Raw genomic sequence first — 13,965 nt, forward strand, 5'->3', positions numbered from 1 at the left:
TCAGCCGGCTGACGTCATCCACTCATTGGTGCCGGTGAGGCTGCGCGAACCACGTCCGGGCTCGGTGCCTCACCGGGTTCTCTTCTCCTGAAGACCGTCGCGGTTCCGGCTCTCTACGTTCATCCGGCCCCCGCCTTCCCTGCCTCGGTCAAGACGTGAGAAGAGGCCCGTGTCCGAATTCTTAGGGGCGCGCCTCAGGGAATGCCCCCATGCCGCCCCGCGGCGTGCTCGCGCATGCTGGTTGTGCCAGGAGAGAGCACTGTGTGTGAGGGGGTGACGACACATGACCAGTGGCATCGATCTCGACGTGGAGCTCGATCCGAGCATCGAGATGGCCTACTACGCGAACACCATCAAGAACTGCGTGGACCGGGTGGACGCCGGATCCCTTTACTGAGGCACCGAATGTGATCCGCCGTGTCCGTGAAGCGTGGCGGGTCAAAGGCCGGCGCCCCATCCGGGTGGGCGCCGGCCTTTGCGCCGAGACTTATGTGGGTCGCAAATGCATGTGAAGAAAGTGACGGACGGGACGCACCGCGCACTGCCCGCAGCCGAGACCTGGTCGCGGATCGCGGGCCTGCTGCCCGTGACAGGCGTGACCCGGGTCGCGGAACTGACCGGTCTCGACGTGATCGGGATACCGGTGTACCAGGCGGTCCGGCCCAATGCACGCACGCTCTCGGTCTCCCAGGGCAAGGGGATCACCCCCATGCTCGCGCGCGTCTCGGCGGCCATGGAGGCCGTGGAGTTCTGGCACGCCGAGGAGATGGCAGCGCCGTCCGTCGTCGCCACTGTCGCGGAAGTGACCTCTGACCTGCGTTACGAGGTGTCCGACCTGCCGCAGGTCCCTCGGTCGGTGCTGTCGCCGGCCACGCGCCTTGGGTGGATCGCCGCCAGGGAACTGAACGGCGGCGGCCCCACCTGGGTACCGGACGCGTTCGTCCGGATGGACGCGACGCGCGAGGGCCGCTGCCACCCGCCGATGTTCGCCACCACCTCCAACGGCCTGGCGAGCGGCAACACGGTTGAGGAGGCACTGCTGCACGCTATGTACGAGCTGCTGGAACGCCAGGCACAGGTTCTCAGCGCCGCGGACCGGGAAGGGCTGGCGGTCGATCTGTCCACGGTGACCGGGCCGTCGCGGGCGCTTCTCGACCTGTTCTGTGAGGCGGAAGTGCAGGTCCTGATCAACGACCTCAGCGATCCGGTGGACATGCCGTGCTACGAGGCGTCGATCTGGTCGCGCGCGATGCCGCTGCAGTTCCAGGGCTGGGGGTGTCACCAGGACCCGGATGTCGCCCTGTGCCGTGCGTTGACCGAGGCGGCCCAGTCTCGCCTGACTCTGATCGCGGGCGTGCGCGACGACATCGCCGACGGTGTCCAATCATGGATGACCTCCCGTCCTGTGCTCCGGGACCCGTTCGCGACCGCGAACAGGGAGGCCACCCGGGCCTTTCCCCGATCGTCGTCCCCCAGGGCCGCCACCTCCTTCACAGAGGACCTGGAAGCGACGCTGCGAGCGGTGGAGAAGCACGCGACCGGGACCGTGTGCTGGGTGGATCTGACACAAGCTGAGCTTGAGGTCCCCGTGGTCAAGGTGGTTGCTCCTGGTCTGAACTTTCCGAGGGGGCACGGATGACCGTCTATCTCTTCGTGGGTCCGTCGGTGCCTCGGACGGTGCGTGCCGAGTACGCAGACCGCGCAGTCGTGCTGCCGCCAGTGGCAGCAGGCGATCTGCTGCGGCTCGGCGCCCGAGTCGGTGACGTCGTGGGTATCGTGGACGGTTACTTCCACCAGCGGGCCGCCGTACGGCACAAGGAGATCCTCGCGCTGCTGTCCGCCGGCGTGGCGGTCCACGGCGCAGCGAGCATGGGCGCCCTGCGCGCGGCGGAGCTCGCGTCGTTCGGCATGGTCGGGCACGGCCGGATCTTCGCCGACTACTGCCGGGGCATCATCGAGGCCGACGACGAGGTCGCCATGCTGCACGGCAGCGAGGCCGAGGACTACCAGCCGTTCACCGAAGCGTTGGTCAACGTGCGATACGCGTTGGACGGCGCGGTCGGCGCTGGCCTGATCACGGCCCCGGTCGCCCATGCGGTCCTCACCGCGGCGCGACGCCTCCCGTTCGCCGAGCGGACCCGGGACAGAATCGTAGCCGCGGCCCACCGTGTGGGTGACGCCGATGAGCGGCGGAGCGTGGAGCAGGCGATCCGGTCCGCCGCCGACGTCAAGCATGCCGACGCCCGACTGCTGCTGGACGCCGTCTGCGGAGGGTCACCGCAGAACGCGCGGCCGGCGTACGTGCCGCACTGGCGACTGAACGAGACCGCCTATCTACGGGCGTGGCAGGCAGGCGTGGGCGAATGCGGCTCCCTCCCCGCCGGAGAGGGCGAGGAGGGCCGGCTTGTCTCCGCCGCCCAGGCGCACACCGCCTGCAGGGTCCTCGCCTTGGACTATCCGGCATTTCGCGAGCGCGTCGCCACCTGGACGCTCGCACGGGACCACGCCACCGCCATCGCTCCCGGGGAGGCGGCCTCGGCAGGCGACTCCGCGCTGATGCGGGTGCTCCGCGCGGGCCTGGGTCTACGTGAGGCGAGCGAGGAGGAGGTGCTCCGGCAGGCCGTCCTCGCGAGGCTGCGCGCCCTGGGCCTGGTGGCGCCGGAGGCATACGCCGACCCGGGCCTCGACCGGTGGTGCACGACGTCGGAGCGGAGCATGCCGGAGGCCGTGCGTACCGTGAAGGCGGCGTCCCGGGCCCTGTTCACCGACCTACTGCTTGGCTTCCACGACCCGTTCATGGACGCCCTCAGGTCGAGCGGCGCCTATCGGGTGGCACGGTCCCGCGTCGCGCAGTCCTTGCTCCTCGTCCAGCGCCTACGCGAGGAAAGGCCCTCGCTCCATCTGAGTCAGCTGCGCCCGGGCAACGTCCTCGCCTGGTTCTCACAACAGTGGGGACGCGTCGACATGGATGACGCTGTGCTCGAACGCGGCTTCTCCACTACTGAAGACTTTGTCGCGTGCGCGCGCCCCTATTACCTCTTCCACAAGGCCAATCCACACCTCCGACCGCTGACCATCGGCTGAGCCCGGCGTCACGCCGCGCCCTGGCCACGTATCACTGGGACAATCATGCGCATCCTGCTGGTCAACGCCCCCTGGTCGAGGCTCGACTCGCCTTCGCTCGCCCTGGGCATCATCAAGAACGCGGTCGTCCGCGCCATTCCCGATGTCGAGGTCGAGGTGCTGAACGCCAACCTCGACTTCGTCGACTGGGTGACCGGCGAGCTGGACTTCACGCTGGAGGAGTACAACTACTTCTCCCAGGAGAGCTACTTCAGCGGCTTCGGCGACTGGGTCTTCTCGTCCGCCCTTTATGAGGACCAGAGCCGGCGTAAAGAGGCGTTCCGCGCGACCTATTCGGAGATGGTGACGGATGCCCAGTTCGATCTGATATTCGGGCTTTACGAACTCACCCCTGCGTTCATCGTCCGACTGGCCGACCAGATCGCCCAATTCTCTCCCGACCTGGTCGGTTTCACCACCACCTTCCAGCAGAACGCTGCCTCACTGGCCGTGGCCAAGCAGGTGAAGCGCCAGAATCCGGACACGGTGATCGTCATGGGCGGGGCCAACTGCGACGGAACGCAGGGAGCCGCGCTGCACGCCGGGTTCGATTTCATCGACTTCGTGGTGCGGGGCGAAGGCGAGCTCGCGTTCCCGGCCCTCGTCGCCGAGTTGCGCGGATCCCGAAACTTCGCGGGCATCGCGGGACTGTGCTGGCGGGATGGGAGCGGCACGTCACTGGTGAACGCGATGCAGACCCGGCCCCTCCCGCCAGACCAGATCGTCGGGCCGGACTTCTCCGGCTTCTACGAGCGGCTGCGGCGGTCGGTTGCCCGCCGGTGGGTCGAGCCGCGTCTGGCGGTGGAGGGATCGCGCGGGTGCTGGTGGGGTGCCAAGCACCACTGCACGTTCTGCGGCCTGAACGGCACCTTCATGGAGTTCCGCAGCAAAGCGCCCGCAGACTTCTATCAGGAGCTGATCGGCCTGGCCGAGCAGCACGGGGTGCTGGACTTCGTCGTGGTGGACAACATCATGGACATGGGCTACATCACGTCGCTCCTGCCGCGGCTCATCGACGCCGGATACGACTTCCGCCTGTTCTTCGAGATCAAGGCCAACCTGCGGCTACGGCAGCTGGACACGCTGATGCGGTCGGGCGTGGTACATGTGCAGCCGGGGATCGAGAACCTGAGCAACCACGTACTCAAGCTCATGAACAAGGGCGTCACCGGCTGTCAGAACGTGCGCATGCTGCGCGACAGCGAATCGCTGGGGATGTCGGTCGAATGGAACTACCTGTACGGCTTCCCGGATGAGGTCGACGAGGACTACCAGAGCGTGATCCGCCAGATGCCAGCCCTGCATCACCTCCAGCCGGCCGTGGGCAGCTCGCGGATCGCCATCGAACGCTTCAGCCCTTACTTCAACCGTCCGGAGCTGGGCTTTTCCGAGCTGAGGCCCGACGAGCAGTACGGGCTAATCTACGATCTGCCGGACGAACACCTGTTCGACCTCGCCTACCTCTTCCGGGCGCCGAAGCGGGGCATCGGCGACGACCTGGCGGGCGTGCTCGACAAGACGCTGACCGAATGGCGGGAGTCGTACAACGCGAGCCGGTTGAGCTTCTGGGACCTCGGTGAGGAGATCGTGCTGGCCAACCGGCGCAGCGCGTTCCCCTGGTCCACCCTCAGGCTGGAAGAGCCGGTCGAGGTGGAGGCGTTCCGGCTGCTCGACCAACCACATTCCGCCGAGGCCATCGGCCGCAAGCTTCGCGCCGCGTATCACGTGGGCCCGGGCCACGCCGACGAACTGCTGCGTCACTGGCAGGAGCTCGGGTTGGTCTTCTCCGACGGCGAGCAGTTCGTCCAGATCGCCACCATGGCGGGTAACCAACAGTTGCTCCACGCCCACGCCCTCGACCACTGCCCCGTGCCGGACATCGTCGCAGCCGGCGAACTGTCCTGATCACACCGCTGAAGGGGAAGGAAACATGGGACTGCTGGCATCGGGGGGTCGCGCGACCACCGCGGCGATCGGGCTCACCCTCTGGCGCGACTACGACCCCGCCGTCAACGACGGCCCAGGCATGTACCTGGGTGCTGCGGAAGTGGACGGGGACACGGCCGGGGCGGCGGCCGCGATGGCCGCCCACGGTGCCGGACTGGTCCGGCTGCGTGACCGCGTCGATCTCAACGGGGACCCGGCGGTCGCCATGCTCGCTCTCACACTGGTACGTGAGCTCACCGCCCGCGGCATCGCCGTGGACTGGTACCTCTCGACCGAGCCCGGCGACTCGTGGCGCAGCCTCACCCATCTCTTCCCGCCGGCCGCGCTGCGCGGCCCCGATGACGTCGCCGGAGCCCTCGCCGCCTGGCGCGCCGGCTACCGCATCTGCCAGTGCTTCTACCGCAAGGGGCCAGGATTCGTTCAGATCAGGGACCAGCGCTCCGGTGGTCTGCGCCGCTTCACGGTCGCCGGGCCGGCTCATCTGGCGGCGATCGAGTCTCTGTCCCAAGGGGTGGAGGAGGCGGCCGTGCCTGCGGGAGTCGTGGCCGATTTCGCCGCCACGGATCTGATCGGCCGGGTGGGAGGCCTGCTCTGGTGGCTGCCGTACCGGGTGTACCGCTGGCCGCTGCCCGAGCAGCTTGCCTGACATGTCAACCGACATTCCGCTGCGGCAGCAGCGCGATTACCGGCTGCTCTGGTCCGCCCGTACGATCTCCTTCTTCGGCGCCGAGGTCTCCCGAGTGGCGGTGCCGGTAACGGCGGTCACTCTGCTCCAGGCGGATTCGTTCGATATGGGGGTGCTCACCGCGGCCGCTTCCCTGCCGTACTTCGCCGTCGGTCTCCACGCTGGGGCCGTCGCCGACCGCCTCGCCCGGCACCGGCCCCTTATGATCGCGTGTGACCTGCTGTCCGCCGCCGCAGTCGTCACGGTGCCGCTGGCCTGGGCCGCGGACGTACTGACCGTGTGGTGGCTGATCGTGGTCGTGTTGATGGTGGGCGCATGCGGCGTGGTGTTCCGCGCGGCTGGCTTCGTGCACCTCACATCCGTGGTGCCCCCAACGCGGCGCACGGAGGCGGTGGCGGGGATGCAGGTGGCCCTGTCCCTCGCGGCGGTCGGCGGGCCGGCCCTCGCGGGTCTTCTGCTGGCGTTCCTGAGTCCGCCGTTCGCGCTGTCGGCCGAGGCCTTGGCGTTCTTCATCTCGGCCTGCCTGCTGCGCCTGCTGCGGGGGGCGGAGCGGCACAGGCCCGGTATCTCCCAGGGGTTGTGGCGCGACACGGCTGAGGGGCTGCGGGTGAGCGCCGAGGATCGCGCGCTTCGCAGGCTCATCGGATGCACGGTAACGCTGAACTTCTTCAGCACCGTCTACCTGGCGATACAGGTTCTCTACCTGACGAGGGAGCTGACCGTCCCGGGAGCCCTGATCGGCGTCCTGACTGCGGGCTTCGGCGTCGGTGGTCTGGCCGCCGGAGGCATGACAAGCAGAGTGGCTCGCCGGCTCGGCGAGCGTCGCCTGCTGCGGTACGCCGTTTCGGCCATGCCAGCGGAGTTCGCGCTGCTCGCCCTGGCGCCCCACACAGGCGGGGCGACGACCGTCCTGGTGGCGGCGAGCACGCTTCTTGGCGGTGTCCTCGGCGTACTGATCGCGACCTGTCTGGGCGCCGTGTTGCTGAACGACAGCCCGAAGCACGTCGTCGGACGCGTCAACGCCGTCGTCACCTGCGTCACGCAGGGAGCGATCACCCTCGGCGGGCTGGCGGGGGGACTCCTCGGCGGAATTCTCGGTCTACGCGCGATCGTCTGGTTGTGCGCGGCGGGCGTCGCCGTGGCGATTCCATTGGCCCGTGCCGCCACCCGGCCAGGCGGATGTCCGACGCCCGCACCTACTCGCAACGTGGTGGTGCGTCGCACTCGGCTCGGAGAGCTCCGCGGACGCACGCCACCGGTAAAAGCTCGAACGCGACACGGAACGGGCACGGCACAATCCCTTCACGCCGAAGGCACTCGCGTGGTCGGCGACGAACTGGAGCGACTCACCAGTTCGCCTCCCCGGCGACATACCTGACCGCCCAGCGCAGGATGTCATACTCCGGCTCCAGGTCCCGGATCCGGGCCTTGAGCCGGCTTGTTCCTCTTCCCACGTTCGCTGAAGGTAGCGGGCCGCGCAAGTGCGTGCGCGCTGGCCGGCGCTGTGCCCGCCGCAATGAGCCTGGCGCACCACAACCAGAGCATCTCCCGGCTGATGCCCAGATCTCTGCGATTCGACGTGATCTGCACGGCTGGGGGTCGACAGGTACAGCGGACGGCATCGGAGTTGAACTCAGCCGAAGTGGCAGGGGCCTGCTCTGGAAGGATGAGGGGATGACCGACGCCCTGCCCGGGCTTGAGCCCGGGGCCGAACCCGGCGCTGCACCCGCGCCCGCCGCGCCGCCGCGCCGGGCGGCCGGATACGAGATCGAGGACGAGTTGCGTGCCGCGGGGGCGGTCCACGTCGCGGGCGTGGACGAGGTCGGCCGCGGCGCGTGGGCGGGCCCGGTGGTGGTCTGCGCCGCCGTCACCGCCTTCGGCCCGCCGCCCGAGCTGCCCGGACGCGGGGAGCGCACCGTCCGGCTCACCGACTCCAAGCTGCTCGGCCCGGCCCAGCGGGAGGCGTTCGCCGAGGTCCTGCCGGGCTGGCTCACCTGCCACGCGTACGGCGCTTCGGCGCCTGAGGAGATCGACGAGGTCGGCATGACCGAGGCGCTGCGCCGGGCCGCGTGCCGGGCGCTGGAAGCCCTGCCGCTGCGGCCCGACGTGGTGCTCCTCGACGGCGCGCACGACTTCCTCGGCCGGCCGTGGCGGGTGCGGTGCGAGGTCAAGGCCGACCAGCGGTCGGTGTCGGTGGCCGCCGCGTCGGTGCTGGCCAAGGTCCACCGCGACCGCCTGATGGCGGAGATCGGCGAGGAGCACCCGGCGTACGGCTTCGCCGCCAACGCCGGCTATCCCTCCCCCGTCCACCAGCAGGCGCTGGCGGAGGCTGGGCCGACCCCGCACCATCGGCTGTCGTGGTCCTACCTCGACGACCTCCCCCAGTGGCGGCACCTGCGCAAGCACCGCGACCCCCTCGCCGGCTCCGGCCAGATGACCCTCCTCTGACGCCCCGGGATTACCATCGAACCCGAAAGAGCCGACCCCCGGAAGTCGTTCGGCAGGCGGATCCTCCCCGGGCCGAAGTGCCCCGCCGGGGTGCCCGTACGCGGGCCCGGCGGGGCGCTCAGACGTCGGCGGTCAGTCGGCCTGAGGCGGGACGGCGCAGGTCACCGCGACGGTGGTCCGCGCGCGGTGCCCGCCCGTGCCCTTCTCCGTCGCGCCCTTCTCCGCAGTTGCCTCGCTCTCGGGGACCGCCTTCTCGGGGGCCACCCTCTCGGCCGTGCCGCTCTCGGTGGTGCCCTTGTCCGGGGCGTCGGGCGCGCTCTCGGTCGTGCCCTTCGCGGTGGTGCCGGGCGCTCCCAGGTCCGCACCGGGCTCGGCGGGGATGGCCGGGACGGCACGCACCCGGTCGCCGGGCTTCAGCTCCCGCAGGCCCGAGCCGTCGTCGACCAGGAGCTTGCCGTCCTTCTCCACCACATTCACTCTGTGCGGGCAGGAGGCGGTCCCCGGAACCCCGGTCCTGTGATCGGGGGTCTCGCCGGCGTTCGCGGCGGCGGTGAGCGTGGCGGCGAGGGCAGCCCCCAGCCCGATCGCCACCAGCCCCGCCCGCATGCGCTTATTGATCATCTATGTCTCCTCCTCTTCCGGCCCCGCGCGGGGCCGTACGGAGACGACGGTGCCGACGGGCACCTGAAGCCACGCTGAAGCCGCCTGAAGGATCTTTAGCGTGGCTTCAGGTGCCGCCTGCGATGGTGTGGGGCATGCGTGTGCTGCTGGTGGAGGACGAGCGGCGGCTCGCCGAGCTCGTGAAGAGCGGCCTGGCGGACGAGGGGTTCGCCGTGGACATCGCCTGCGACGGGACCGAGGGCCTGTGGATGGCCACCGAGAACTCCTACGACGCGATCGTGCTCGACGTCATGCTGCCACGGCTGAACGGGTACGCGGTGTGCCGCCGCCTGCGCGAGGCCGGCGACTGGACGCCGATCATGATGCTGACCGCCAAGGACGGGGAGTACGACGAGGCCGAGGCCCTGGATACCGGGGCCGACGACTTCCTGTCCAAGCCCTTCTCCTACGTGGTCCTGCTGGCCCGGCTCCGCGCCCTCGTACGGCGGGGCGGCCGGGAGCGCCCGGTCTCGCTGACGGTCGGCGATCTCACGATCGACCCCGCCGGGATGCGCTGCCGCCGGGCCGGAGTGGAGGTCTGCCTCACCCCGAAGGAGTTCGCCGTGCTGCACGCCCTCGCGCGGCGGGCGGGCGAGGTGGTGTCCAAGGCCGACCTGCTCGCGCAGGCGTGGGACTTCGCCTACGACGGCGACCCGAGCATCGTGGAGGTCTACATCAGCGCCCTGCGCCGCAAGATCGACGCACCCTTCGGCCGCTCGTCGCTGGTCACCGTGCGCGGAGCCGGCTACCGGCTCGACGGGCACCGGTGATGCCCCGCCCGCGCCCGCCCGCGCGCTGGTCGGTGCGGCTGCGCGCGACGGTCGCCGCCACCGCCATCGTCGCCGTCGCCCTGGGCGGCGCGGCGGCCGTGCTGACGGCGGTCCTGCGGGCCAGCCTGGAGCAGAGCACGGCCGCGCAGGCCCACCGGCGGGCCGCGCAGGTCGCCGCCGTCCTGGCCGTCCCCGCCTCACCGGCCGCCGGCCCGTACGGGAGCCCGGGCACGCACGGGCAATCGGGCACGCAGGAGAGCGAGCCCCCGGAGCGCAGCCTGAGCGGCGCGGCCGCGGAGAAGGGAACCTCCGTCTCCGACCCGGACGTGCGGGTCGGGGTCCCGGCCGAGACGCCGGGCGCCGACTGGGCGGGCGACGGCTACCTGACGGCGCGCACCACGGTCGAGACCGGCGAGGGCCCGCTGACCGTCGTCGCGCGGACGTCCCTCGAACCGGCCAGGGAGGCGCTCGCGACGCTGGGGCGGCTGCTGGTCTTCGGCATTCCGGCCCTGCTGCTGGTGGTGGCCGCGATGACCTGGTTCTCCGTGGGCCGGGCCCTGGCGCCGGTGTCCGCGATCCGGGCCGAACTGGCCGACATCACGACCCGCGACCTGCACCGGCGGGTGCCCGTGCCGGGCAGCGGGGACGAGATCGCGGCCCTCGCCGGTACGGTCAACGCCACGCTCGACCGGCTGGAGAACGCGGTGCGGCAGCACAAGCGGTTCGTCGCCGACGCGGCCCACGAGTTGCGCAGCCCGATCGCGACCGTGCGTACGCGGCTGGAGCTGGCCTCCGGGCACGAGCCGGCCCGCGAGGCGCTGGCGGACGTCGGGCGGCTGCAGGCGCTCGCCGCCGACCTGCTCCTGCTCGCCGCGCTCGACGCCGGGGAGCCGCCCCGGGCCGACGAGGTGGACCTCGGCCAGGTGGCGGCGGAGGAGGCGCTGCGCCCGCGCCCGGAGACGGGAGTGACGGTGCGGGTGACGGCCGATCCCGACGTCGTGGTGCACGGCTCCCGCCACCACCTCGCCCGCCTGGTCACCAACCTCGTCGACAACGCCGTACGGCACGCCTCGTCGGCCGTCGAGGTGCGGGTCCTGGCGGAGAAGGCGGGCGCGCTGCTGGAGGTGCGCGACGACGGGCCGGGCATCCCTCCGGAGGACCGGGAGGCCGTCTTCGACCGGTTCACCCGGCTGGACGACGCACGGACGAGGGACGCCGGCGGCTCGGGCCTTGGCCTGGCCATCGTCAGGGAGATCGCCGCCCGGCACGGCGGCATCGTCGTCATCGGCGACTCCCCCGGCGGCGGCGCGTGCTTCACCGTACGGCTCCCGGCTCAAGGCGTGTTCCTTTCGCCTGTCTGACGGGAAACGCCCCGAGTACACCTAGCCCGGCGGGGCGGTGGAGCGGCGGGCGATCAGCTCTATGGGACCGTCGAGCACCTCGGCCACGCTGTCGTCCGGCTTGAGGCTGCCGAGCAGTTCGACACCCCTACGGCCCAGCTCGGCGAGCGGCATGCGGACCGTCGTGAGCGGGGGCGCGAGGTAGCTCGCCAGGTCGAGGTCGTGCACCGCCACCATCGAGACGTCCCGGGGGATGTCCAGCCCCGCCTCGCGTACGGACTCCATCGCGCCGATCGCGGAGGCGACGTTGGCGACGAAGACGGCGGTCGGCGGCTCGGGGGCGGCGAGCAGCGCGGCCATCGCCGTGGCCCCGCCGGCCGGGGTGTAGTCGGCCGCGACGATCGGGCCGTCGGGCAGGCCCGCGTCACGCATGGCCGCGCGCCACCCCGCCGACCTGCGCAGCGCGGTGTCGGCGCCCTCGGGACCGGCCAGATGAGCGATCCTGCGGTGCCCGAGCCCCACGAGGTGCTCGACCGCGAGCCGGGCGGCCCGCTCGTCGTCGAGGATGACGTAGCGCTTGACGGCCGGGCTCCGGCGGTTGAGCATGATCCACGGCACGGCCATCCGGTCGAGCTGCGCGAGCAGCTCCGACTCCCCCTCGGCCCCGGCCAGCAGCAGGCCGTCGATGCGGCCCTGACCAAGCAGGTCCATGTAGCCGCCGAGTCCGGCTCCGGTGGAGCTGCCCGTCACCAGCACGCAGCCGAGGCCGGCCGCCGCCGCCTCGGCGCCCTTGATGATCTCCGCGTACACGGGGTTGGCGAAGTCGGGCAGGAACAGGCCGAACATGTGCGCGCGGGCCGTGCGCAGGCTGCGGGCCGCGGCGTTGGGACGATAGCCGAGCTGCGCCACCGCGGCCAGCACCCGCTCGCGCGTCTCCGGCCGGATGCTGAGGGCGGGATCGTTGTTGACGACCCGCGAGACCACGGCACGGTCGACCTTCGCCAGCGCGGCGACGTCGGCGAGCGTCACCCGGGCGCGCTTCACAACGCCCCCGGCCGCCGGCTCTCGCCGGTCTCCATCGACTGGTACAGCGCCTCCATGAGACGGAGTGTGCCCAGGTTGTCGGCCGCCGCAGTCTCCGGTTCCCCGCCGTCGGCGATCGCCGCCAGCAGCGACCCCATCGGCCCGGCGACCGCGTCCGGCAGCCACCGGGTGGTCACCGGGTAGGGCAGCCAGCCGTCGGTGGGCAGCACGCGGCTGCTGACCTCCAGCGTGTCCGGGCGGCCGTGCGGGTAGTCGTACAGCAACCCGAGGGTGCCCCTGATCGCGCCCTCGGTGCCGTCGATGCGGAACGCCGCCTCGTCGTCGCCGGTGCGGTTCTCGTGGTGGGCGTGGACGAGCGCGCGCACGTCGCCCGGGTAGACCAGCACGCTCATCGTGCGGGTCTCGCCCTTGGCGACCTGCCCCGCCGTACGGCTGCCGGTGCAGAACACCGTCTCGGGGTCGCCGAGGATCGAGCGGATGGCGTCCAGGTAGTGGATGGAGTGGTAGACGATCTCCAGCCGGTCGGTGGAGACGAGCCAGTCCCAGGCGCTCCAGTCGGTGAAGATGTTCACGGTGAAGGTCATGGCCGTCGGTTCGCCGATCCAGCCCTCCCTCACCATGGCGCGGGCGGCGGCGATGCCCTCGTCGAAGCGCAACTGCTGGTTGACCGCCACCTTCAGCCCGCGCTCGGCGGCCAGGGCGACGATCTCCCGCCCGGTCGCGAGGTCGGGCGCGAACGGCTTCTGGCACAGCAGGTGCTTGCCGGCCTCCAGCGCGGCCCTCGCGATGCCGGGCTGTGCGTTCGGCGCCACCGCGATGTCCACCACGGCCACCCGCTCGTCGGCGAGCAGTTCTTCCAGCGAGCCGTACACGCGGGGCACGCCGTGCCGCCCGGCGACCTCGCGGGCGCGCTCCGCGTTCAGGTCGAAGATCCCGGCGATCTCCAGTCCGGCCTTCCGGTACGCCGGCAGGTGGGCCACGTCGACGATCGCCCCGGCGCCCACGATCGCGATCGGCAGCCGGTGCGCCTCGGGGATCGCCAGGTCGGCGGCGGCCGCGATCGGCGCGAAGACGTCCAGCACGTCACACCTCGATTCGGTAGAAGCGGGCGGCCGTGCCGCCGAGCACGGCCGCGCGGTCGGCCTCGGACAGGCCGGCGAGCAGCACGTTCGTCTCGCGCCACACCGTTGCGTAGTCGCCGGCGAGGATCGAGACGGGCCAGTCGCCGCCGAACATCAGCCGCTCGGGGCCGAACAGCTCCATCGCGTGGTCCACGTACGGCCGCAGGTCGTCCGCCGTCCAGCTCTCCGGATCGGCGGCGGTGTTCAGGCCCGACACCTTGGCGTACACCTGGGGATACTCGGCGGCGCGGGCGATCAGGCCCGCCCACGGCTCCCAGCCCTTGTCCTTGATGGGCGGCTTGGCCAGGTGGTCGATCACCATCCGCAGGCCGGGGATCCGCTCGGCCAGCACCGGCACGTGCTCCAGGTGGCGGGGCAGCACCGCGACCACGTCGAACGGCAGGCCCGCCTCGGCGAGCACCCCCAAGCCCTCGATCACCGCGTCGCGCAGCAGCCAGTCGGGGTCGGGGTCGTCGTGGATGAGGTGGCGGACTCCGGCGAACTTCGGGCGCCTCCCGTAGCGCCCCAGCGCCTGCGCCGCCTCGTCCGGCCGCTCCAGCGGCACCCAGCCGACCACGGCCGCCACGAAGTCGTACGCGTCGGCCTGTGCGAGCATCGCGTCGGTGTCGGCGTAGGAGTCCATCGCCTGGACGAGCACCGTGTGCTCGACCCCGGCCTCGGCGAGCTGCGGGATCAGCTCCTCCGGCTCGAAGGTGCGATAGATCGGCCCGGCCTCGGGCGTCAGCCAGGGGTAGGAACCGGTCTCCAGGTTCCAGAAATGCTGATGCGCATCGATGACGGGCATCCGCTCCTCCTCAAGATCAATC

12 protein-coding genes are annotated in these 13,965 nt (G+C 71.1%); 8 read left to right on the plus strand and 4 right to left on the minus strand.

The genetic code is table 11. The features are described 5' to 3' along the window. Window positions 1–517 precede the first annotated feature (517 nt). From IL992_RS36415 to IL992_RS36440, 6 genes are all read left to right on the plus strand, one after another. Window positions 518–1,639: a YcaO-like family protein gene (locus IL992_RS36415; protein WP_193207853.1), complete on the plus strand. Its 1,122-nt coding sequence runs from the start codon at window positions 518–520 to the stop codon at window positions 1,637–1,639. 80 nt (window positions 1,640–1,719) lie between these two features. Further along, window positions 1,720–3,084: a TfuA-like protein gene (locus tag IL992_RS36420; protein WP_193207854.1), complete on the plus strand. Its 1,365-nt coding sequence runs from the start codon at window positions 1,720–1,722 to the stop codon at window positions 3,082–3,084. Window positions 3,085–3,129: 45 nt separating this feature from the next. Further along, window positions 3,130–5,028 carry a RiPP maturation radical SAM C-methyltransferase gene (locus tag IL992_RS36425; protein ID WP_193207855.1) on the plus strand — a complete coding sequence of 633 codons (1,899 nt, stop codon included), beginning with the start codon at window positions 3,130–3,132 and terminating at the stop codon, window positions 5,026–5,028. Window positions 5,029–5,053: 25 nt separating this feature from the next. Then, a complete protein-coding gene (locus tag IL992_RS36430; RefSeq protein WP_193207856.1) occupies window positions 5,054–5,716 on the plus strand; it encodes a DUF5825 family protein in 663 nt (220 codons plus the stop codon). Between the two features lies 1 nt (window position 5,717). Further along, the gene (locus IL992_RS36435; protein ID WP_193207857.1) at window positions 5,718–7,133 is read left to right on the plus strand and encodes an MFS transporter; all 1,416 of its coding nucleotides are present in this window, start codon (window positions 5,718–5,720) and stop codon (window positions 7,131–7,133) included. A 296-nt stretch (window positions 7,134–7,429) separates the two neighbouring features. Further along, complete coding sequence (locus tag IL992_RS36440) at window positions 7,430–8,203, plus strand: ribonuclease HII (RefSeq protein ID WP_193207858.1); 774 nt, start codon at window positions 7,430–7,432, stop codon at window positions 8,201–8,203. A gap of 132 nt (window positions 8,204–8,335) precedes the next feature. On the opposite strand, the gene IL992_RS36445 is transcribed toward IL992_RS36440, so the two are convergent. Next, entirely contained in the window at window positions 8,336–8,824 is a 489-nt protein-coding gene (locus tag IL992_RS36445) for a hypothetical protein (RefSeq protein ID WP_193207859.1), read from the minus strand. 134 nt (window positions 8,825–8,958) lie between these two features. On the opposite strand from IL992_RS36445, the gene IL992_RS36450 reads away from it, so the two are divergent. Both IL992_RS36450 and IL992_RS36455 read left to right on the plus strand, forming a co-directional pair. Next, window positions 8,959–9,633, plus strand: a complete 675-nt coding sequence (locus IL992_RS36450) for a response regulator transcription factor (protein WP_193207860.1) — start codon at window positions 8,959–8,961, stop codon at window positions 9,631–9,633. Further along, entirely contained in the window at window positions 9,633–10,994 is a 1,362-nt protein-coding gene (locus IL992_RS36455) for a sensor histidine kinase (protein WP_193207861.1), read from the plus strand. Before IL992_RS36450 ends, IL992_RS36455 begins: the two co-directional genes overlap by 1 nt. Window positions 10,995–11,015: 21 nt before the next feature. Here IL992_RS36455 and IL992_RS36460 read toward each other — a convergent pair whose 3' ends face one another. From IL992_RS36460 to IL992_RS36470, 3 genes are read right to left on the minus strand one after another with little or no spacing between them, the layout of a single operon-like run. Beyond that, window positions 11,016–12,017 carry a LacI family DNA-binding transcriptional regulator gene (locus IL992_RS36460; protein WP_193207862.1) on the minus strand — a complete coding sequence of 334 codons (1,002 nt, stop codon included), beginning with the start codon at window positions 12,015–12,017 and terminating at the stop codon, window positions 11,016–11,018. Next, window positions 12,014–13,099, minus strand: a complete 1,086-nt coding sequence (locus IL992_RS36465; RefSeq protein WP_193207863.1) for a Gfo/Idh/MocA family protein — start codon at window positions 13,097–13,099, stop codon at window positions 12,014–12,016. The genes IL992_RS36460 and IL992_RS36465 overlap by 4 nt, the downstream gene beginning before the upstream one ends. A 1-nt stretch (window position 13,100) precedes the next feature. After that, window positions 13,101–13,943 carry an amidohydrolase family protein gene (locus IL992_RS36470; RefSeq protein WP_193207864.1) on the minus strand — a complete coding sequence of 281 codons (843 nt, stop codon included), beginning with the start codon at window positions 13,941–13,943 and terminating at the stop codon, window positions 13,101–13,103. Between the last annotated feature and the right edge of the window lie 22 nt (window positions 13,944–13,965).

This window comes from Microbispora sitophila (assembly GCF_014892245.1).
GTDB classification, from domain to species: Bacteria; Actinomycetota; Actinomycetes; order Streptosporangiales; family Streptosporangiaceae; genus Microbispora; species Microbispora siamensis.

What these genes read in the sequence shown, in the direction of transcription:
- IL992_RS36425 (WP_193207855.1), top strand. Translation starts at nt 3,130, where the DNA reads ATGCGCATCCTGCTGGTCAACGCCCCCTGGTCGAGGCTCGACTCGCCT.
- IL992_RS36430 (WP_193207856.1), top strand. Translation starts at nt 5,054, where the DNA reads ATGGGACTGCTGGCATCGGGGGGTCGCGCGACCACCGCGGCGATCGGG.
- IL992_RS36440 (WP_193207858.1), top strand. Translation starts at nt 7,430, where the DNA reads ATGACCGACGCCCTGCCCGGGCTTGAGCCCGGGGCCGAACCCGGCGCT.
- IL992_RS36455 (WP_193207861.1), top strand. Translation starts at nt 9,633, where the DNA reads ATGCCCCGCCCGCGCCCGCCCGCGCGCTGGTCGGTGCGGCTGCGCGCG.
- IL992_RS36450 (WP_193207860.1), top strand. Translation starts at nt 8,959, where the DNA reads ATGCGTGTGCTGCTGGTGGAGGACGAGCGGCGGCTCGCCGAGCTCGTG.
- IL992_RS36435 (WP_193207857.1), top strand. Translation starts at nt 5,718, where the DNA reads ATGTCAACCGACATTCCGCTGCGGCAGCAGCGCGATTACCGGCTGCTC.
- IL992_RS36445 (WP_193207859.1), bottom strand. Translation starts at nt 8,824, where the DNA reads ATGATCAATAAGCGCATGCGGGCGGGGCTGGTGGCGATCGGGCTGGGG.
- IL992_RS36470 (WP_193207864.1), bottom strand. Translation starts at nt 13,943, where the DNA reads ATGCCCGTCATCGATGCGCATCAGCATTTCTGGAACCTGGAGACCGGT.